We start from the raw sequence: 20,599 nt of genomic DNA on the forward strand, positions 1-20,599 counted from the left end.
GGATCCAGCACCGTAAAACCGGGATCCCATATTGTCCGGCCAAGCTTGTGACCTGATTCTTAAGGCTGCCGATCAACGGAGCCAATGGCAAGGGATTGACAGCGGAGCCAAAGTACCTCAAAGTTTCCGGCATAGTGGGCTTTGTCCGGCTCAAGCCCTCCCCTGATTACTCAGTATCGGAGCGGCGGGATTTGAACCCACGACCCCCACTACCCCAAAGTGGTGCGCTACCAAGCTGCGCTACGCCCCGACGCACTTACGGGTAGAAGCCCATGAAGTGCCTAGCTAGTCTAGCATCGGATCGCGGCCAGAGTTAACCCCAAGCTGCGGGATCCCGTGGAAAACATGCTAGCTTAGTTAAGCCGTTAAGAAATCGCACGCCTGAACCACCGGGTGTCCTTACAGCCCTTTCGCGGTTTGCTGCAACAGCTCCTGAGTTCCTTGCCAATGGGGGTAGAGCGCTCTGTGCAGGTAACCGGCGGGAAGGCCGTAACTGGGATCCGTTCGGGCGGAGGCTAACCCGTAGGAGAGGAAAAACTCATGAGCGTAGTCAGTTTGCCTCAACTGTTGGAGGCAGGGGTTCACTTCGGCCACAAGGCCAGCCGCTGGAACCCGAAAATGCGGCCCTACATCTTTACCGAGCGGAACGGCATCCACATTATCGATTTGGTGCAGACGGCCCGCTATCTAAACGAAGCCTACGAGTATGTGCGGGATGCTGCTGACAGGGGTTGGCGCTTCCTGTTTGTGGGCACCAAACGGCAAGCTGCCGGGATCATCGCTCAAGAGGCTCGTCGCTGTGGCAGCTACTATGTCAACCAGCGCTGGTTGGGGGGTATGCTCACCAACTGGGCCACCATCAAAACCCGCATCGACCGCCTCAAAGAAATTGAGGAGATGGAGAGCAGTGGTCTTCTGGATCGCCTGCCCAAACAAGAGGCCAGCCGTCTGCGGCGAGAGTTGGCCAGGTTGGAAAAGTACTTAGGCGGCATTAAAACGATGCGCAAGCTCCCCGATGCGGTGATCATCGTCGATCAGCGGCGGGAGGCCAACGCCGTTCAGGAATGTATCAAGCTGAACATCCCGATCATCTCACTGCTGGACACCAACTGCGACCCCGATCTCAGCGATATCTTCATTCCCTCTAACGACGATGCCATTCGAGCGATTAAGCTGATTGTAGGCAAGTTGGCGGATGCCATCTACGAAGGGCGGCATGGGCAGCTCGACACCGTTGAAGAGGATGAGTACGACTACGAAGGGGCCATGGATCTGGACGACGACATGCTGGAGGATATGGAGGACGAAGAAGAAGGAGAAGCCGACGAAGGCTAGAGCAAGGGCAGGGATCCCGTGCAATCCGGGCACTTCCCTGCCTGTTCCCTATCCAGAGGCGTGTATTCTTGAAATCTAGGTTTACAATTCTACCGAAGCCCGCTCATTCTCACTCATATCCCGCCACATTCTTCCCGTTCTTTCATTCGAGGAGCCCTCATGAGCATTGATGCCAAACTGGTCAAAGAGCTGCGCGAAAAGACGGGCGCAGGCATGATGGACTGCAAAAAAGCCCTGGAAGATTCCGGTGGCGATATGGAGAAAGCCATCACCTGGCTGCGACAGAAAGGGTTGGCAGGGGCAGCCAAAAAGGCCAGTCGCGTCGCGGCAGAGGGGGCAGTTGACAGCTACATCCACTTCGGCAATCGAATTGGGGTGTTGGTGGAAGTGAACTGCGAGACGGACTTCGTGGCCCGCAACGAAGATTTCAAGAAATTGGTGCAAGACATCGCCAAGCAGATTGCCGCCTGCCAAAACGTAGAATACGTCAGCGTTGACCAGATCCCTGCTGAAGTGGTGGAGCGGGAAAAAGCCATTGAAATGGGCAAAGAAGATCTGGCCAATAAGCCGGAGAACATACGCGAGAAGATCGTGCAAGGTCGCATCGAAAAGCGCCTGAAAGAGTTATCCCTGTTGGATCAACCCTTTATTAAAGATTCCTCGATCACGGTGGAGGAATTGGTCAAGCAGCACATTGCCAAACTGGGGGAAAACATTCGGGTGCGGCGGTTTGTGCGCTTTGTCCTGGGAGAGGGGATCGAGAAAGAAGAAGTGGATTTTGCTGCTGAGGTTGCCGCTCAAGCCGGTCTCAAGCCGGCAGAGGCCCCCAAAGTGGAAGAGACTCCACCCGCTCCTCCTGAAGAACCTGCCCCAGAACCGGCCCCTGCTGCCGAGAGCAAGCCGGCCAAAAAAGGCTCCGCCAAGAAAAAGAAATAGCCGGTCAAGGCTGAGCTGTAGGGCCATGTCGGCGGTGCAGAGGCGTTGAAACTGCGTTATGGAGAGTGTGGGCACCTCTATGTCGGCAGTTCTATAACCACTACGCTTGGGTATCCCTTAGGGGAAAGGCTAGGTTATGCATGCAAATGTTCTGATCCTCCCGCCTTGGCAGGGTTAACTCCAGCACGCTAAGGTAGCAGACGGCCTTTTTGGATCCCGGGCATGAGTTTTATCTTGCGCAATGCGTTAATTCCCACCGCCACCGGCTACGAAACCGCAGATGTGCGAATCGAGGGGGAACGGATTGCTGCCATAGGCAGAGGGTTACCCGCAACGGGCGCAGACAGCCTGGAACTGGATGCCAGTAACCAACTCTTGCTGCCGGGCTTTGTCAATGCCCACACCCATTCTTCCGAAATGTGGCAACGAGGGATCATACCGCCCTATCCGCTGGAGCTGTGGCTGGCACAACTGCACGAGTATGCGCCGCCGGATCCGGAAAAAATCTATCTCAGCGCGCTGGGGACGGCGGTGGAAACCCTGCTGACGGGGGGCACCTCGGTGGTGGATCATCTGGTGCTGATCCCTGGCCAAGAGTTGGCCACCATTGAGGCGGCGGTACGGGCCTACCGAGAAGTCGGGATCCGCGCCTTCGTGGGCCCCTTGATCCAGGATCAGGCTCTCTCTCGGGGGTTGCCCAGCAGCTCCTCTTGGGATCGGGAGCCGGAAACCTATCCCCTCTCCACAGCAGAGGTGCTGGCCATTGTGGAAGAGGCGGTGCAGCGCTTTCACCGGCCAGAAGAGGGCATTACCCTCATGGTGGCTCCCACAGGGATCCAACTGTGCTCAGACGAGCTGTTCAAGGGCTGTGCGGAGTTAAGCCAGAAGTATGACCTACCCCGCCACGCCCACCTGTTGGAAACCCGCGCCCAGCAGATGTTGGCCCAGGAAAAGTACGGCTGTAGTGCTGTGGAGCATCTGGAGCGCTTGGGCTACCTAGACCGGAAAACTTCCTTGGCCCACTGCGTCTGGCTCAGCGATGCCGATATTGAAATCCTGGCCCGTACCGGCTCTACGGTTGTTCACAACCCCTTGAGCAACCTGCGCCTAGGCAGCGGCATTGCCCCCATCTTGAAATACCGCCGGGCAGGGGTGAACGTGGCCTTTGGCTGCGATGGATCCGCCAGCAACGATTCGCAGGATTTGCTAGAGGCCATCAAAATCGGCACCATCCTTCACAACATCACGGATCCCGACTACCGCCACTGGATTTCTCCCCGCGAGAGCATCGAGATGGCAGCCCGAGGTGGGGCAATCGGCTTGGGCCTGGGGGATCAGATGGGATCCCTGGAAGTGGGCAAGCAAGCGGATCTGGTGCTGTACGATCTCACCCAACTGTCGCTGTTGCCCCGTACCGATCCCATTGGGCTGCTGGTGTTGGGCCGGCCTACCCAGGCAGTGCATAGCGTTTGGGTGCGAGGAAAACAGGTGGTGTCCGGCGGAGCCGTGACGACGGTGGATGTGGCCAAGCTGCGGCAGGATCTGTTTGCCCACAGCACCTGGGATCCCTCCCGCCGATCCCAGCAGGTGGCACAGCTGGAGGCCCGCTACCGCCGCGTGATGGGTTTGCCGGCATAGCCATGGCAGGGATCCCTGCGGGTTCAGAGGTCGACTGGTCCAGAGCCACTGCGCAGGTGAAACGACAGGCCCTGGCCCTGGGTTTTGACAAAGTCGGCATTGCCAGCATAGAGGATCCCCCCGACTTGCGGGGCCTGCAAGCTTGGCTGGCTGCGGGCATGGCCGCCGACATGGCCGCCGACATGGCCTGGATGGCGGATCCTAGGCGAATGGATCCAAAGCAAGTGCTGCCGGGGGTGCAGTCGTTGGTCTGTGTGGCTTTGAATTACTACACCCCCATCCGCCACAGCCAGGATCCCGGCAAGGGCAAGATCTCCCGCTACGCCTGGGGGCGAGATTATCACCGCGTGTTGGGACGGCGGCTGAAGCAGCTCCACCTCTGGATGCAAGCGCAATTTCCGAACTACCGCGGTCGATGCTATGTCGATACCGGCCCGGTTGCGGAAAAGCCCTGGGCCATGCAGGCGGGCTTGGGTTGGATCGGCAAAAACAGCCTGTTGCTCACCCGCGAGTACGGCTCCTGGATTTTTCTGGGGGTCATCCTGACCACCCTTAAGCTGGTTCCTGACCAGCCCCACGCCACCCACTGCGGCACCTGCACCCGCTGCCTAGAGGCTTGCCCCACTCAGGCCATCGTCAGTCCGGGGGTGGTGGATTCCCGCCGCTGCATCGCCTATCACACCCTAGAAAGCCACGCTGAGCGGATCCCTGCAGAAATTGCCCAAAACCTGCACAACTGGGTGGCTGGCTGCGACATTTGCCAAGAGGTCTGCCCTTGGAACCAACGCTTTGCCCAACCCAGCCGGATCCCGGATTTTCAGCCTTACCCTTGGAACGTTGCCCCCGATCTCCAAGAACTGGCCCAGATGGAAGATGGGGAATTCGACCAGAAGTTTCCCGCCTCTGCCTTGCGCCGGCTCAAGGCCCACCGCCTGCGCCGCAACGCCCAAGCAGCCCTGGAAGGCAATTCCAGCTCTGCAGCTGGCAGCAACGATTTGGAAGCCCCCTCTACTTAACTTGGATACGCTTTCCTAGCAGGATCTTGCGGCCTCGAGGCCGGCGCCAGAAAATGGTGGGGCTATTGTCTCTGGGCCAGGGACGCAAGCTAACATACATGCCCTACCCTCTTTCTGAGGCCACAGTGCTGGGCCGCCATGGTCTTGCTCTCGTAGGAGCGGTTTTGCGCAAAGGACGTGTGGACTTGGTGCAGGAGTTTACCCACCGCTTTGTTTGAGCTGGATCGACTCAAACACAGTAGCCCCACCTAAAACACGGTCATTTCAAGCTAGATTAGGACACTCCCTGAACGCTCGGCGCCGCTTCCGCGACCATCCCTGGCTCCTTTCCCTCTGGGAGAGGGGACAATGCAAACAACTGTAGATTTGTACTGATAGATTTGTACTGAGATGACCTTGAGAGTTTTGGACTAGAGCTGGGTGGAGCTCTCCTAAGACTAGGTAGCCCGTAGCTGCACCGGCATAACCAAATAACAGAGCCGCATTGCCCCAAGGGGCTTCCAGATGGCCGGCTGCGTGGCGCCGTTTAGCTCCAGGCTCACCTGCTGCGTATGAAACACCCTGAGGGCATCCAGCAGGTAACGCACATTGAAGGCCAGCTCCAGGTCAGGACCAGACATCTGCACCGGCAAAGATTCCTCGCCACTGCCCACATCGGGCGCCTCGGTGCTGATGCGCAGGGTTTGGGTTGCGGCAGAAAGATTGAACTTGACGATGTCGTTTCTTTGGGCAGCAAGTACTCCCACCCGTTCCAGCGACTCAATCAAAGGCCGACGCTCCAGGGTTATCTGCCGCTCAAATTGCCTGGGAATCAGGCGGTTGTAGTCGGGATATTGGCCCTCCAAAAGGCGGCTGGTGATCCGCTGTTGGCACTGCGTTTTGCTGGCGCGAGGAGGCAGCACAAACTGCACCTGGGATCGGTCAAACCGCAATTCCACCGTAGAGGCCGCGGTCTGGGTGCCGAGGATGCGCTCCACCTCTCGCAAAGTGCGAGCGGGAATGGTGAAATCCAACCCTATTTCCCCATGAGCCGAAGCAACCGGGATCCCTTCGGCCTCCACCTGCACCATCGCCAGACGGTGCCCATCGGTGGCTGCAAACTCCAGGCAAGGGGGATCCCCCGCCAAGAGCTTGACATGCACCCCTGTGAGCACCTGCTTGGTCTCATCTCCAGAGGCCGCAAAAAGGGTTTGGCCGATCCCTTGCAACAGGCTCTCGATGGGCAGCTCCAGGGCCTGAGCTGTTGGGCTTTCCTCCCCCACAAAATCGCCATCTGCGTCGGCGGTGCAGAGCAGTATTTCCGGTAGGGTGGGGTACTCTTCAGCCGACATGCTGCGCACTTGGTACTGGCCGGCTGCCGACATGAGAATCACAGGGGCACTCTCCTGGGCTTGGCTGCTCGCGTCAAGAGTCACTGGGCCGCTGGGCAGACGGCTGACGATGTCGCTGAGCAGCTTGGCCGGCAGGGTGGTGCGACCGGATCCCCTGACCTGAGCCTCGAACTCGCTGCGAATGCACAAGTTCAAGTCAAAGGCAGTGAGGGCAACCCGTTGAGTTTCCGCATCGACCTCTACCAACACGTTGGCCAAAACGGGCAGGGCGGGGCGGCTGGCCACAGCCCGTCCAACGGAAGTGAGGTGGTGGCTGAGATCGGCTTGCTCGCAGGTGAAGCTAAAACCCTCCAGCGGCGCGTCAACAGCTTCGTTAAAGCGGCTCTCCCCACGATAGGGAGCTGCAGTCTTGCTGCTGCGCAACACCGGCGCGAACGACTCGGTTTCCGATTCTCGATCCACAGGACGCTGAGCTTGCACCATCAGGGGCACTTGAGGGCTGAACATGCACATCCTACACCGGCTGCCCCGACTGGATCCCTCCCCTTGCGGTCGAGTTTTGGAAAATTTGCCTCGCGCGTAGGACAGATCTGAAATTTCGATCCCTGCCTAATTTAATTTTTTGATCTAGTAGTAGTAGGGGCTGTGGAAACTGTGGAAAGTGATCGTCAACACCTTGCGCCATGAGCTTTTGAGCTTATTCCCCACCTGTGGAAAAACTGTGGATAACTTGGCCACTTTTCCACAGAGTATTTATACCTGTTAATAACTTGGGGGGTTTTTCCACAGGTTTTCCACAAATTTTTCAGGTTTTTCCACAGGTTTTCCACAGGCTAATGTTGTGATTTCCTGACAAATTCATAAAAATTAACACACAGTCAGTGTAGGATCCCGTAATGTAGTGAGTCCTCCCCCTAGATATGGCCAGGAACTCCATCGGAGCTTGGGCGGGCTTCGCTGGATTTCCCCAGGTTTTCCACAGGCTGTCGAAGAAAGCCTGGGATATTGCTCTGGGCTTGTCGGCCTTGCCTGGCCACCTGTGAGCTGACACGGGATTTTTGGCAAGACCCCAGAGGAGCGGGAAAGCGCTCTGCGCACCAGAAGCGGCAAAGGAGGTCAGGATGAGGATGGGACAGCGCCTGACCCAAAATTGGGCTGCTGCAGGAGCGAGTCGCAATAGGGATGCGGTCTAGAGTCCGTACCCGCGAAGGGCCAGGCGTAGGTCAACGGGATCCGTTTTGGTGATGGCGGGAGCGCAGCACGATCACGTCAGAAAGCTGGCGCAGTTGACTTTGAACCTGGGTGAGCTGTTTCTTATCACGTACATCGATACAGAGATCGATCAGGGCGGTGCGGTTGGCAAAAGTTTGTACCTTAGCATTGCGAACATTAATGCCTTGATCCGATAGACGGGAAAGAATGTCCCGCAGCACCCCAACGCGGTCGATAACCTCCAGATGCAGTTCTACCGGGTAGATCTGGGCGCTCTGCCGCAGTTGCTCTTCGTTCCATCGTACCGGCACCAGCCGTTCCCCCGAAACCTGAGCCACCCGTGGACAGTCCTGATGGTGGATACTAATACCCTTAAAGCGGGTGACCACACCCAAGATCGGATCCCCCGGCAGCGGATTACAACACTTGGCCAACTGGTGTTTCAGACCCTCCACCCCCAGAATGGGAGATTGGGATTTGATAGAACTGGGAGCCGCAGAAGCCCGTGGCAACAACAGCTTGGATCCCTCAAGCGATTCCTCCTCTGTGGGAGCAGATACTGCCGGCCTGCTGACCTCCTGCAGCCGATGGATCACCAGCGTGGGGGTTGTCTCACCATAACCCAGAGCGGCTAACAAATCCTCTACACTGGCGTAGTTGAGCTTTTCGGCCACCTTCTGCATCCGCTCTGATTTGAGCAGGGCATCAAAGCCCGTTTTGCCCAGCTCCCGCTCCAGCAAATGCCGGCCCCGCGCGATGTTTTGCTCACGATTTGAGCGCTTAAACCATTGGCGAATGCGATTGCGGGCAGAGCTGGTGGCAACGAAATTGATCCAGTCCAGGCTGGGATGGGCATTCTTGTGGGTAATGATCTGCACAATGTCGCCGTTGCGCAGGCGGGTATCCAGGGGCACGATCTTGTTGTTCACCCGCGCCCCCGCACAGTGATCCCCAACTTCGGAGTGGATGCGATAGGCGAAGTCCACCGGACAGGATCCCTGGGGCAGAGCCAGCAAGTCCCCCTTGGGCGTAAAGACGTAAACCTCGCTCTCAAACAGGTTCTCGCGAAGGGTGTCCAGATACTCCTTGTCATCTTTGAGGTCGTTTTGCCACTCCAACAGCTGTCGCAGCCAGGTGAAGCGCTCCTCGTCGGGCTTGACAGTGGTGCTGCCGGCCTCCTTGTACTTCCAGTGGGCGGCGATCCCGTACTCAGCCACGCGGTGCATCTCTTCGGTACGAATCTGCACCTCCACCGGTCGTCCCTGTAGGCCGATCACTGCCGTATGCAAAGATTGGTAACGATTGGCCTTGGGCAAGCCAATGTAGTCTTTGAAACGCCCAGGGATGGGGCGAAAGCAGTTGTGAACGACTGCCAGCACCCGATAGCACTCGCTGTTGGTATGCACGATTACCCGCACTGCCGAGAGATCGTAAATCTCGTGAAATTCTTTGTGCTGCTGCTGCATCTTGCGATAGATGCTGTACAAATGTTTGGGCCGTCCGCTGATCTCAAAGCGTTCTAGTCCCGCTTGAAGAAGGTTCTGCCGCAGCTCTTCGATAAAAGCTTGGATCTCGGCCTCTCGCTCGGCGCGCTTGGCGTTGACCAATTCCTGAATCTTCCGGTAAGCCTCGTAGTCCAGATACTTAAAAGCCAAGTCTTCCAGTTCCCATTTGAAATGCCAGATCCCCAGCCGGTTGGCCAAAGGGGCGAAAATTTCCATGGTTTCGGCTGCAATTTGCCGTTGCTTACTGGGGGAGAGATACTGCAGCGTGCGCATGTTGTGTAAGCGATCCGCCAGCTTGACCACGATGACTCGAATATCTTTGGCCATGGCCACAAACATGCGGCGGAAATTTTCCGCTTGCTGCTCGGTTTTGCTGGAGAAATTGAACTTAGAGAGTTTGGTAACTCCTTCTACCAGTAGGCGAACTTCAGAGCCGAATTCAGCTTCCAGGGCTTCTGGGGTAACTTCTGTATCCTCAATAACATCGTGCAAAAGGCCCGCTGCCACCGTCACCGCATCTCCCCCCAGCTCCCGCAGGAGAGTGGCCACGGCTACCGGATGGGCAATGTAGGGATCCCCCGATTTGCGTTTTTGGCCCTGATGCAAACAGTAAGAAAACTCAAAGGCACGGCGCAGCAGATCGGCTTCTTCAGCCGTGTAGGGCCGCAACCCATCGCCGGGATCCTCGGCACCGGAAAGCAGAGCACGCAGCCACCCTGGCACCTCAAAACCGAGGCTATTCAGGTCGAGACCTCTATCTGAGGTGGCAATGACAGCCGTCTGACCCATGCGAACCCGGCGAAAAGGGATGTTTAATTACTGACTATAGTTCATCCAGCTTAGCCGCCGACAGATTAGAGGAGGAAAAAACGGCTGGAATAAAAAGAGGCATTGGCTGTCTGCCAACGCCGACCGCTTGCCATCCTCGGCAGATCGAGGCTTAGTCTTCGCTCCACTCCTCGCAGTTGCCGATCAAATCGCAGAGGGGATCCGAGGGGCAGTAGTCTTGCAACTCCAGCTCTTGGGCAATCGCCTGCCACTCCCGCTGCGGGAAAAAGGGTTGCAGGTGGGCAATGGCTGCAGAGCGGCGTAAGACCCCCTGCTGAATGAGGCGACGAGCTTCCTCCTGGATGGCCTCAACCGCATAGTGGGTGGCTTGTAAAGTGGGCATAGCTTAACCTACACGTGGAATGGATGGGACGCACCGAAGGGTCAGGGAAAATCTTGCCTCGCTACCCCCATCATAGAACTGGGTCTCGTTTCGTAGCAAGAGATACAAGTTTGTATTGCAGGCAACCTTAAGGCCCGCTTAAAAGCCCAAGCCATCGGCTCCTGCGGTCACTATGCCTTTTTCTGGGTTCAGAGTGACGATAGATCCATCCCGGATTAAGCGGGTAGCATCCTTGACCCCCACCAGCACCGGCACCCCCAGCCGCAGGCCAATGACCGCCGCATGAGAGGAGGCTCCCTCTTCTTCGGTAATCACGCCGGCTGCCTGTTTGATGGCCTCCACATAGTTGGCGTCGGTGGATTGGGCAACCAAAATGTCTCCGGCGGTGATTTTGCCGGCATCGAGGCTGGATCTCAAGATGCGGGCCGGGCCGCTGACAATGCCTTTGCCAAACCCTTTGCCTTGAGCCACCACCGCTTTCACCACATCCACCTTGATCAGATCGGTGGATCCCGCAACGCCTGGCAGGGTTCCTGCACTGAGCACCACCAAGTCGCCATCCTTGAGCAAGCCATCTTCCTGAGCCAAGCTGATGGCCGCTTGAAAGGTCTGGCGGGTGGTGGCCAAATCCATAACCAACAGCGGATGTACCCCCCAAACCAACTGCAGCCGCCGTGCCACTTCCACATGGGGGGTTACGGCTAGGATGGGAGTGCGGGGGCGAAACTTAGAGACATTGCGAGCAGTAGCCCCTGTTTTGGTCAGGGTCATCACGGCTACAGCATCCAACTCTTGGGCGATCTCCCCCACGGCGCGGCTGATCGAGTCGGTGATCAGGGTTTTGGGCCGCATTCCAGCAGGACTGTTGCCGTTGTTTTGGCTCAGCTCCTGCATGGCAAGGGCGCGAAGGCGTTGTCGTCGGTCGGCGGAGGTCAGGTCAAAGTAATCGCGCTCGGTGCGCACGGCAATGCGGGCCATGGTGGCAACGGCCTCGACAGGGTATTTGCCCACAGCCGTCTCGTTGGAGAGCATGACGGCATCGGTGCCATCCAAAATGGCGTTGGCCACATCGGAGATCTCGGCACGGGTGGGTCGGGGGCTGTGCACCATGCTGTCCAGCATTTGGGTGGCCGTAATTACCGGGATCCCCAGGGAGTTGGCCAGGGCGATCACCCGCTTCTGCAGGATCGGCACCTCTTCCGCAGGCAGCTCTACCCCCAGATCTCCCCGCGCCACCATCACACCGTCGCTGAGGGCCAAAATCTGGGGCAGCTGTTCAATGGCCTCGTGTTTCTCGATCTTGACGATGATGGGTACCCGCTTGTCGGCTGAGCCCGAAGAAGGCCGTTTGGCAGAGGCGATGAGCTCCCGCAGCTCCAGCACATCAGAGGGATCCCGCACAAAGCTGAGGGCCACCCAATCCACCCCTTGGTTGAGGCCGAAGTAGAGATCTTCTTTATCCTTTGGGGTCACGGCGCGGATGCTCAGGCGCACACCGGGGAAATTGACCCCCTTGTTGTTGGAGAGGGTACCCCCGACAATGGTGCGGCAGAAGAGTTCGCCCGCTTCCGGATCCACGGCTTCCACCCGCATCTCCACTCGACCGTCGTCGATGAGGATCGTCGCTCCTTCGGGCACTTCTTGGGCCAGCTTGTCGTAGGTGACCCAGCTGCGCTCTTGGGATCCCAAGACAGGTTTGCTGGTCAACACAAAGGGATCCCCTGCCTTGAGGGTGATCGAGCCTTCGGCGAACTTGCCCAGGCGGATTTTGGGCCCCTGCAGGTCTTGCAAAATGGCGACCTGGATGCCCAGATCCATCGCGGTTTGGCGGATCAGGCGAATGCTGCGGCGGTGTAGCTCGTGATCCCCATGGGAGAAGTTCAGGCGAAGGGTGGTTGCCCCTTGCAGGATCATCTCCCTGAGAATGGCTGGATTTGAGCTGGCAGGGCCGATGGTGGCAACAATTTTGGTGCGTCGAAAAGAATCCCTCAAATGCATGTCCACTGTTCCCAAGGGAGAGCAGCCCAGATCCTTCCCCCACATAGGGATCTCTCTGATTACGATAACCCGTTATGTCTTTTTTGAGGCACCGCTTTTTTAAAATCCCCAGCGAGAGAGGATGGGAAAATAGGCAAAGCAGAGTGTAGAGATCCATCTGGAGTCGAGCGATGCCGGTTGCCCCCGAATACGCCTTCCCCTTCGAGCACCATCAGAAGTTCTCTCTCGACAACCCCACCATCTCCAGCCCAGGGGTTTCCAAGCGGGAATACATAGCCAGCAGAGTACTGCAGGGTATCGTGAGCAATCCCCAGACTCCTGTTGGCGATTTGTCTCCTGAGCAACGACAGGCTTTGGTCTATACGGCGGTGTTGTTGGCAGATGATTTGTTGGCGGCCCTCGGCGCTCAGTAGAGAGGTTCTTGAGATTGCAGCGCACCCTCTTGGGGTGAGGTTTAGGCCGAGGTTGACCGTTCGCGGCGGGGGGCCGTAGGCTCTGCTACTACATACGCCGCAGCCGTTGAGTCAACTCTTCCCCCAAGCGCATCCATTTTGCTATCTCTTCGGGATTCACCTGTCGGTCATTCTGCCAGAGAATGAGGTGGGCGCCAGCTCCTTCGGCGCAATAGTTGGGATGCTGCTCCCAAAAACCAAGGACGCCAGGATGGAACCGCAGCCGAACTTGGGCTTCATTCTCTCCTCGCAAGAGATAGCTCCGGGAGAACTTAGGGTGGCTCTCGAAATTGATATCTTGCATGCCAAAAGCTTTGGCGATGCCATGGAAAAGGGCATTTTCGGGGTGCAGCCGAAAACGGGGCAGATGAAGATCCTCGTGATAGGCGTAGAAGACGGACTGGCGATAAGTGCTAGAACTCTTGCCCCTGCCGCGGGTGTATTGGTAATCAAAAACGGTAATCTCAGTGCCATCGATCAGCCGCTTGGACATCGAATTATAGAAACGCCGCCCATGGCCTCGTTCAAACAGTCCAAAGCCTGCTTGCAACAAGCGAGATCGAATCTCTTCAGGCAACTGGGCAGAAAAGCGCATTCCTAGCTGTGCAGCTACCCGCTCCAGAGCTTCTCGACGTTTCTTGTCTTGATAAAAGGCCAGGGCTAACATCCCGACCGCCAGAGCTAAAAACAGGATAAAAATAAGCCACTCCATACCGTCTCCCTCGGCTTAGCCACTGCAGTGCCCATCCCCACAATACCTGAGCAGATTTCCAAAAGGATCCCTGCCTTCGACCATTCAGCCGAGCGGTCTCCTCTTGTCTTTTGTAGAGAAGTGACCCAATACAGCTGAGTGTGTCAAAGTTTGACGAAATTGTAGGGAGCGGTGAAGTTGTTGTAGCGAATGCGCAGCCGCCCCTGGAAGGTCTGGTCTAGCTCCTCTACTTTTTGGGCAAAAACCGGCTCATCTTCCCAATTGATCAAAAACGAGCCGTTGTAGGCCATGTTTTCGGTGAGCAGATCTCCTTCTACGCGGTCGCTGGCCAAGGGGCTGAGGGCTGCTGTAAAGGTCTGGGCAATGCGCTGACGTCGCTCCTCTAAGAGCTGCTCCAGAGCCCGTCCGATCTCGACTACCGCGTCCAGCCCCAGAGGAGCGCCGGCCATTTCGTCTCGCCGAGCTTTGAGGGCAGGGTTTTCCTCTAGCCCCAGCTTGAGCTCCTGCTCGGGATCCCAGAAGACTTTGACTCCCACCTCCCGCTTGCCCTCCAGGCGCTCCAGCAGAGCCAGCAGATCCGCCAAGCGGGGCTGCACCAAGTCCCGTTCCACCTGCTCCCAGCCGCTCACCACCAGGCCAAATTGCAGAGGCAGCAGAGCCCGGTGTCCCTCGTTCATCACTTTTTCCAGCACGGCCTCATGGGCGAGCAAGTTGGCCCGGCTGGCCAGGTAGCGCTCCTGTCGAGCCTGGGAGTACAAGAAGGCCAGGGATCCCAGCCCATGAACCTGCACCGGCTGCTTGTCCAGCCCCACCACACTCAGATGACGCGGGCCAGGGGCAGCGACGATCCCGTAGAGGTAGAGGGCGCTATGGGGATTTGCCGTTGGCATTGCTGCGGGCATCTCCGATCAGCCACGTGAGGTTGGACTCTTCGGTGTCGATGGCATTGCCATCCGAGGAAATGCAGTAGCGACCCATCACCATCTGGTGGCGTAGGGTCACGCCTGCCGCAATCTGGGTGTAGTTAAAAATCAAGCTGCCATCCAGCGTACACCCTTCATTCAACACACATCCGTAGCCAATTGCCGTGGGGCCGATGAGTTTGACCCCGTCCGCCAAATAGCTGCTGGCCCCGATGTAGACCGGTGGCTCGATGTGGATGCGATCCCAGTTGGCGCGGATGTTGATCCCCGTCCATACGCCGGGTTGAATCTGGATCCCGGGCACCTTGACTCCCTTGATCTCGCCGCGCAGCACTTTTTGCACCGCCAGCCAGTAGTCGTGGGTGCGGCCAATGTCCACCCACTGAAAGTCAGCCGTGATCCCATAAAAGGGGGCACCCGCTTTCACCAAGGCCGGGAAGAGATCGCTGCCGATGTCGTAGGGGCAGCCAGGGGGAATGTAGTCGAACACTTCCGGCTCGAAAACATAGATGCCGGTGTTGATGGTGTGGCCGAGGGCCTCTTCCCGCCTAGGCTTTTCTTGGAAAGCAGTGATGCGACCCGTCTCGTCGGTGACTACCACCCCATAGCTGGAGACCTGGCTGGGATCCACCTGCCGCAGGACCACAGTGGCCAGCGCTCCCTTGGATTTGTGGAAGTTGACGATCTGCGTGAGGTTCAGGTCGATCAGGGCATCCCCACAGAGCACCACAAAGGTGCTGTCGAAAAATCCGGAGAAATCCTGGATCTTGCGCATACCGCCAGCGGAGCCCAGAGGTTCGGCCACCGGCTGGCCGTTCTCAAAATGGCCTTCGAAGGAAAAGCCGATGTGAACCCCCCATTGCTGCCCATCTCGAAAGTAGTCTTCGATTTGGTGGGCCAAGTGGCTGGTGTTGACCATGATCTGGTCGAAGCCGTGTTCCCGCAGCAGCTCCACCAAAAATTCCATGACAGGCTTGTGCAAAATGGGGATCATCGGCTTCGGCATCATGTAGGTGATGGGCCGTACCCGCGTGCCTTTGCCTGCTGCCAGGATCATGGCTTTCATGCCGTCGTCACTCCTCCGGGCTAACCGTGCTCTGACTTTATCATCCCAGGATCGGCATTCCAGAGAACCGGCGGGGCTTTCAAGAGGCTGGGGAATCGCTGCTGGGATTCCGATCCCCTACAATCGAGGGGGTCTGCTCTTCTGGGAGAACCCGCCCGCCTCTGGGCATTTCGCCAAGGGTTTCCCCTGAGCCCCTCGTTTTGCCCCGTCTCTCCTGAGAGTTCCACCCGGCAGACGGGGATCCCAGCATTCTTACATTGATTGCTCCTGGCCCAAGATTCAGACGGATGTATCAGAACAAATGTAGTAGATCCTGAAAAAGATGCTGGATGGCCGTCCCGACAGCCCACCCATCACGATTGCCCTGGCCAAGGGGGCCTTGCTGCCTGAGGCCATTCAATGCCTGCAGCAGGTGGGGATCGATTTCAGCCGTTTTTTGGATCCCGGCAATCGCCTGCTGCGGATTGAATCCCCCACCCGGCTGAACGGACAACGCTACGAAGCGCTGCTGGTGCGCACTCACGATGTGCCGGTGTACGTGGAGTACGGGCAGGCGCAGTTGGGCATTGTCGGCTACGACGTCTTGCGGGAGCGCTATGCCGGCACCGAAGCGCGGGTGGCCCACCTGTTGGATCTCCAATTTGGCCACTGTCGCATGTCGGTGGCCCTTCCCCAAGATAGCCCCTACCACTCGGCAGCTCAGTTGCCTGCTCATGCCCGCGTGGCTTCTAAGTTTGTCGGCTGCGCCCGGGAGTATTTTGACCGCCTGGATTTGCCGGTGGAGCTTATCTCTCTCTATGGTTCGGTGGAGTTGGCCCCCCTCACCGGCATGGCCGATGCCATCGTCGACTTGGTAGCCACAGGGCGCACCCTGAGGGAAAACGGCCTGATTGAGCGAGACTGCCTATTCGAGAGTACAGCTCGCCTGATTGCCCATCCCATCAGCTACCGTGTCAACCAACAGCCTATCCGCGAGTTGATCACCCAGATTCGGGAACGCTGGCTGGGATCCCTGTTGGTGGGTGGCTAATTTTGAGGCACTTCCTCTGAGGGGGATCACGATTGCGTACAATGGGGGCATTCGGGCTTATTTCCCCCAGCAGCGTTCAGATTCAAAAAAGGTTTTTCGAGGTTGATTATGCGGTACCGTCCACTGCTCGCCATCCTGTTGGCGCTTTGTTTGAGCGTCTTTGCTGTTCCGGCTAAGGCTGCCAAGGCGCCGCTGACCTATGACCAGATCCGCAACACCGGCAAGGCCGCCATTTGCCCTTCGGTCTCGGACAACGCCCGGGGCCGTATCGAAGTGCCTAGGGGGGGATCCCTGAAGCTGACGGATGTCTGCTTCCAGCCGGTGCAAATTGAGGTGGAAGAGGAAAAGCGGAACGGCGAGAAAGAGTTCATCAAGGCCAAAAACATCATGATCTCAGCGGCCACTCTGGGGCCGATTAAAGCTGAGGTGACTCCCAAAGACGGTGCGCTGGAGCTCAAAGTGGTGGATGGGATCACCTTTCAGCCGACCACCGGCCAAATGCCCCGCCGCGAGCTGGTGCCGTTTCTGTTTAGCGTGAAAGACTTGGTCGCCACTGCCCAGGGCTCCGCCATTGACCCTTCGACCGATTTTGAAGGGGAGTTCTTGGTGCCCGGCTATCACAGCAGCACCTTCCTCGACCCGCGCGGGCGGGGATCCAACACCGGCTACGACACTGCGGTAGGTCTACAGGCTGCCAAAGATGATTTTGCCACCAACCGCAAGGTGGACGAGGTTTCCCAGGGGAAAATGTCCCTGCGGATTGCTCGCGTGGATCCCAGCACTGGCGAAATGGCGGGATCCTTTGTTAGCATTCAGCCTTCCAGCACCGAGCAAGGGGCGATGAAACCCCACACTGTTCGCATTCAAGGCCTGTTTTACGCCCGCCTGGCGGGAGAGTCTTGAAAGCGCCTGAGGGCAGAGAATAACCCGCCTCAAACCAGGATGGGCAGGGATCCCGGAGATCTCCGCCCGTTTCTGTTGGCTATGTTCTCTGTCCAGGTTGGCCCCTTTTGCCTGTTGGGGAAGTGTGCAGCGATAAAGTCTGGGCCAGATGCCGCCACAGGTTCATTTGCAGATGGCCGATGGATGCCACTAACCTGCCTTTTATGTTGACTCTGGACCCAAGGGGACTCTCAATCTGGACTCAAGGAAGCCCTTTGTGAGTTCCGCTTCAGCCAGTACCGCCACCAGTGCGGATCCGAGTTCTGCTGCGCTCGCTACCCCAAACTGAGCCACTTTGCCGCAAGATGAGGTTCAGGGCAAAGAGGGAAGTGATGGCCAACTACGACTGGATTCTGATCGGCGGTGGGATTACCGGGGCAGCCCTAAGCTATGAACTGGCCCGCCAGGGGGGATCCGTTCTGCTGATGGAGAAAGATGGAGTGCTGAACGGAGCAACCCGCTACAGCTACGGGGGCTTGGCCCATTGGGCGGGCAAAACGCCGCTGCTCAAAGCTCTGGGGGAAGAAGGGATCCAACGCTACCGCACCCTGTCAGAAGAGCTGGAGGCAGATATTCAATTTCGCGAGCTGGATCTGCTCATGCCCATTGCCCCCGGCTACGATGCAGAGGCCGTTGAGGCGGATCTGGCCGACTGTCGCATCCCACCCCGGCGGATTTCGGTGGCGGCAGCCTGCGAGCTGGAGCCGCTGCTGGATCCGGCCGCTCTGGAAGTAGTCCTCTGGGCTCGGCATGGCCACATCAACCCCTTGTTGACGGCGCTGGCCTTTCAAAAAGCCTTTCAACGATTGGGGGGATCCCTCTTGATCGCAACAGCAACGGCCCTGCGGCGGCAGGGAGCGCGCATCACGGGCGTAGAGTCCGGAGCCGACTGCTACGGAGCAGGCCAGGTGGTGGTGTGCGCCGGCGGCTGGACACGGGCTCTGTTGCGCCAAGCGGGAATCCGGGTGCCCATCTACTACACCCATGCCGAATCCCTGGAGCTGGAGCCCTCGGATTTGCAATTGAAAGCGTTGGTGATGAGCGTGCCCGTGCAACGCTTGGAACTGGAACGACAAGCCGCCCATCCCGATCGGGATCCCCTTTGGGACGAGCCAGGGCACGAGCTTTGCCCGCCGATTCTGGATGCCGGGATCCTGCAATTTGTAGATGGCAGCATTCGCATGGGCCAGATCAGCCGGGTATTGACGGATCCCCATGCCGAGGTGGATGCAGCCGCCAGCGAAGCCCAGATCCGGGCACAAGCCGGTCGCTACCTGCCCAAGTTGGCCCACCTGCCTGGACGGTGGTATCACTGCTTGGTGGCCTTCAGCGCTGATCACCAGCCTCTGGTGGGATCCCTGCCCGGCTGGGAAGGCTTACAACTGTTTTCCGGCTTCAGCAATCCCCTGCCCATCCTGCCCGCTTTGGCCCGTCGCTTCGCCCAACAAGCCTATGGACAAGCGGATGAATGGATCCCTGCTCTGTCGCCGGCGCGGTTTGCCCAGGTTTTGAGTTGATGCCTTGCCTATTCTCGATGACCATCGCCAACAAGTCTGGAATACGGCTATCCCGTCTGCAGCATAATGAAAGCCGGAAGTTCTCTGCGTCGGATCTATGCCCAACAGCTTGCCCAGCTCCGTCGATCTCAGCCAGAAGCGCATTTTGCTCACAGGGGGCAGCGGCTTTTTGGGCAAACATGTGCTGCAACAGTTGCAGGTGCTGGGGGTAAAGCCGGAGCAGGTGCGCATCCCGCGCTCCCGCACCCAGGATCTGCGCCGTTGGGAAGTCTGCCAAGAGGTGGTGCAAGGGCAAGATATCGTCATCCATTTGGCCGCCCACGTGGGTGGCATCGGCCTCAACCAAGCCAAGCCGGCAGAACTCTTCTACGACAACCTCATCATGGGATCCCAGCTCATCCACGCCGCCTACCTGGCCGGGGTGGAGAAGTTTGTCTGCGTGGGCACCATCTGCGCCTATCCCAAGTTCACCCCCGTTCCCTTCAAGGAAGAGGATCTCTGGAACGGCTACCCAGAGGAGACCAACGCCCCCTACGGCATCGCCAAGAAAGCCCTGCTGGTGCAGCTGCAGGCCTACCGGCAGCAGTACGGCTTCAACGGCATCTACCTCCTGCCGGTGAACCTCTACGGCCCCATGGACAACTTCGACCCCGAAAGCTCCCACGTCATCCCAGCCTTGATCCGCAAAGTGCACGAAGCGCAGCAACGGGGCCAAAACTACGTCGAAGTGTGGGGGGATGGCAGCCCCACCCGCGAGTTTTTCTACGCTGAAGATGCGGCCCGCGGCATTGTCATGGCCACCCAGCTTTACGACGGGGCGGATCCCTTGAACCTGGGCACCGGTGAAGAGATCTCCATCCGGGATCTGATTGCCCTCATCTGCGAGCTGATGGAGTTCCGGGGAGAGATCCGCTGGCAAACGGACAAGCCCAATGGCCAACCCCGCCGCTGTCTGGATGTCTCCAAGGCCCGAGAGAGGATGGGTTTTGTGGCCAAAGTCGGCTTGCGGGAAGGGCTGCAGCGCACCATCGACTGGTACCGCCGCCACGCCTGCTCTGGGCAAAGCTAGGCAACCCCTTGGCTCTCCAGCCGGCCATCCTCCATGTGCAGCACCCGATCCGCGATGTCCAGGATGCGGTTGTCGTGGGTCACCATGAGGATGGTGCAGCCCTGCTCCCGCGCCAGCTTCTCCATCAGGGTCACCACCTCGCGGCCCGACTTACTATCTAGGGCTGCCGTGGGCTCGTCCGCCAGCACCAGCTTGGGATGGCTAACCAAGGCGCGGGCAATGGCCACCCGCTGCTTTTGTCCGCCGGAAAGCTGTTCCGGGTAGTAGTGGACGCGACCCCCCAGGCCCACCGCCGCCAGCATTGCTTCCGCTCGCTGCTGGGCTTCCTGAGGAGAGAGGCCGTTGTGCAGCTCCAGGGCCATGCGCACGTTTTGGGCTGCCGTCAGGGATCGCAGCAGGTTATGGGCCTGGAAAATGTACCCGACCTGGCGGCGGATTTGAATGAGAGTACTGGGCTGAGCTCCCCGCAGCTCCTGTCCCAACACCCGCAAGCTGCCCTCCTGCACCGAGCGCAAGGCCCCCAGCAGCGTCAGCAGGGTGGTTTTGCCGGAGCCGGAAGGGCCAGTCAGCAGCACGATCTCCCCTGGCTGCAGGGCAAAGCTAATGTCGAAGAGAATCTGCTTGCGCAGGGATCCCTCGCCGAAATAGTGGTTTACACCTTCGGCTTTCACCACTGGCTCAACGGCATTCTGGGCAGAAGCAAGGGCAGCTTGATCGAGAAGAGGAGTCAGCATAGGAAACTCAAA

At 58.3% G+C, this 20,599-nt stretch carries 17 protein-coding genes, 1 tRNA gene and 1 pseudogene; 10 read left to right on the top strand and 9 right to left on the bottom strand.

What is annotated here, in order from left to right:
- Positions 1 to 176: 176 nt before the first annotated feature.
- Positions 177 to 250, bottom strand: a tRNA-Pro gene (locus NW839_RS09295).
- Between the two features lie 290 nt (positions 251 to 540).
- Here NW839_RS09295 and rpsB point away from each other — a divergent pair.
- The 5 genes and pseudogenes from rpsB (at position 541) to NW839_RS09320 (ending at position 5,143) form a co-directional block, all read left to right on the top strand.
- On the top strand, positions 541 to 1,335 hold the full coding sequence (rpsB, locus tag NW839_RS09300) for a 30S ribosomal protein S2 (protein WP_414351880.1): 795 nt from the start codon (positions 541 to 543) through the stop codon (positions 1,333 to 1,335).
- 159 nt (positions 1,336 to 1,494) lie between these two features.
- A pseudogene (tsf, locus tag NW839_RS09305) lies at positions 1,495 to 2,139 on the top strand (translation elongation factor Ts); the annotation flags it as partial.
- Between the two features lie 354 nt (positions 2,140 to 2,493).
- Entirely contained in the window at positions 2,494 to 3,909 is a 1,416-nt protein-coding gene (locus NW839_RS09310; protein ID WP_414351878.1) for an amidohydrolase, read from the top strand.
- A 2-nt stretch (positions 3,910 to 3,911) separates the two neighbouring features.
- Entirely contained in the window at positions 3,912 to 4,925 is a 1,014-nt protein-coding gene (queG, locus tag NW839_RS09315; protein WP_414351876.1) for a tRNA epoxyqueuosine(34) reductase QueG, read from the top strand.
- 26 nt (positions 4,926 to 4,951) lie between these two features.
- The gene (locus NW839_RS09320) at positions 4,952 to 5,143 is read left to right on the top strand and encodes a hypothetical protein (RefSeq protein ID WP_414380595.1); all 192 of its coding nucleotides are present in this window, start codon (positions 4,952 to 4,954) and stop codon (positions 5,141 to 5,143) included.
- Positions 5,144 to 5,362: 219 nt separating this feature from the next.
- Here the strand turns inward: NW839_RS09320 and dnaN are convergent, their stop codons facing one another.
- The 4 genes from dnaN to pyk form a co-directional block, all read right to left on the bottom strand.
- Positions 5,363 to 6,763 carry a DNA polymerase III subunit beta gene (dnaN, locus tag NW839_RS09325; protein WP_414351874.1) on the bottom strand — a complete coding sequence of 467 codons (1,401 nt, stop codon included), beginning with the start codon at positions 6,761 to 6,763 and terminating at the stop codon, positions 5,363 to 5,365.
- Between the two features lie 716 nt (positions 6,764 to 7,479).
- On the bottom strand, positions 7,480 to 9,762 hold the full coding sequence (locus NW839_RS09330) for a RelA/SpoT family protein (RefSeq protein ID WP_414351872.1): 2,283 nt from the start codon (positions 9,760 to 9,762) through the stop codon (positions 7,480 to 7,482).
- 151 nt (positions 9,763 to 9,913) lie between these two features.
- Positions 9,914 to 10,144 (bottom strand): DUF4327 family protein, encoded by a 231-nt coding sequence (locus NW839_RS09335; protein ID WP_414342658.1) that lies wholly within the window; start codon positions 10,142 to 10,144, stop codon positions 9,914 to 9,916.
- 138 nt (positions 10,145 to 10,282) lie between these two features.
- Positions 10,283 to 12,142, bottom strand: a complete 1,860-nt coding sequence (gene pyk / locus NW839_RS09340) for a pyruvate kinase (protein ID WP_414342660.1) — start codon at positions 12,140 to 12,142, stop codon at positions 10,283 to 10,285.
- A gap of 170 nt (positions 12,143 to 12,312) precedes the next feature.
- Between pyk and NW839_RS09345 the strand changes: the two genes are divergently transcribed.
- Positions 12,313 to 12,555 carry a hypothetical protein gene (locus NW839_RS09345; protein WP_414351871.1) on the top strand — a complete coding sequence of 81 codons (243 nt, stop codon included), beginning with the start codon at positions 12,313 to 12,315 and terminating at the stop codon, positions 12,553 to 12,555.
- Between the two features lie 88 nt (positions 12,556 to 12,643).
- On the opposite strand, the gene NW839_RS09350 is transcribed toward NW839_RS09345, so the two are convergent.
- The 3 genes from NW839_RS09350 to NW839_RS09360 all read right to left on the bottom strand — a co-directional run bounded on the left by NW839_RS09350 (position 12,644) and on the right by NW839_RS09360 (position 15,295).
- A complete protein-coding gene (locus tag NW839_RS09350) occupies positions 12,644 to 13,306 on the bottom strand; it encodes a hypothetical protein (RefSeq protein WP_414351869.1) in 663 nt (220 codons plus the stop codon).
- 143 nt (positions 13,307 to 13,449) lie between these two features.
- The gene (locus NW839_RS09355; RefSeq protein WP_414342665.1) at positions 13,450 to 14,196 is read right to left on the bottom strand and encodes a GvpL/GvpF family gas vesicle protein; all 747 of its coding nucleotides are present in this window, start codon (positions 14,194 to 14,196) and stop codon (positions 13,450 to 13,452) included.
- Positions 14,174 to 15,295 carry a sugar phosphate nucleotidyltransferase gene (locus tag NW839_RS09360; RefSeq protein WP_414329069.1) on the bottom strand — a complete coding sequence of 374 codons (1,122 nt, stop codon included), beginning with the start codon at positions 15,293 to 15,295 and terminating at the stop codon, positions 14,174 to 14,176. The genes NW839_RS09355 and NW839_RS09360 overlap by 23 nt, the downstream gene beginning before the upstream one ends.
- A 322-nt stretch (positions 15,296 to 15,617) precedes the next feature.
- Between NW839_RS09360 and hisG the strand changes: the two genes are divergently transcribed.
- From hisG to NW839_RS09380, 4 genes are all read left to right on the top strand, one after another.
- The gene (gene hisG / locus NW839_RS09365) at positions 15,618 to 16,325 is read left to right on the top strand and encodes an ATP phosphoribosyltransferase (protein WP_011433162.1); all 708 of its coding nucleotides are present in this window, start codon (positions 15,618 to 15,620) and stop codon (positions 16,323 to 16,325) included.
- 108 nt (positions 16,326 to 16,433) lie between these two features.
- On the top strand, positions 16,434 to 17,228 hold the full coding sequence (locus tag NW839_RS09370) for a photosystem II manganese-stabilizing polypeptide (protein ID WP_414351867.1): 795 nt from the start codon (positions 16,434 to 16,436) through the stop codon (positions 17,226 to 17,228).
- A gap of 371 nt (positions 17,229 to 17,599) precedes the next feature.
- Positions 17,600 to 18,784 (top strand): NAD(P)/FAD-dependent oxidoreductase, encoded by a 1,185-nt coding sequence (locus NW839_RS09375; RefSeq protein WP_414351866.1) that lies wholly within the window; start codon positions 17,600 to 17,602, stop codon positions 18,782 to 18,784.
- Positions 18,785 to 18,881: 97 nt separating this feature from the next.
- Positions 18,882 to 19,853, top strand: a complete 972-nt coding sequence (locus NW839_RS09380; RefSeq protein ID WP_041436472.1) for a GDP-L-fucose synthase family protein — start codon at positions 18,882 to 18,884, stop codon at positions 19,851 to 19,853.
- On the opposite strand, the gene NW839_RS09385 is transcribed toward NW839_RS09380, so the two are convergent.
- The gene (locus tag NW839_RS09385) at positions 19,850 to 20,587 is read right to left on the bottom strand and encodes a DevA family ABC transporter ATP-binding protein (RefSeq protein ID WP_414351864.1); all 738 of its coding nucleotides are present in this window, start codon (positions 20,585 to 20,587) and stop codon (positions 19,850 to 19,852) included. The genes NW839_RS09380 and NW839_RS09385 overlap by 4 nt on opposite strands.
- Positions 20,588 to 20,599 lie beyond the last annotated feature (12 nt).

The sequence above is a fragment of the Synechococcus sp. R5-15 genome (genome assembly GCF_047462035.1).
Taxonomy (GTDB): domain Bacteria; phylum Cyanobacteriota; class Cyanobacteriia; order Thermostichales; family Thermostichaceae; genus Thermostichus.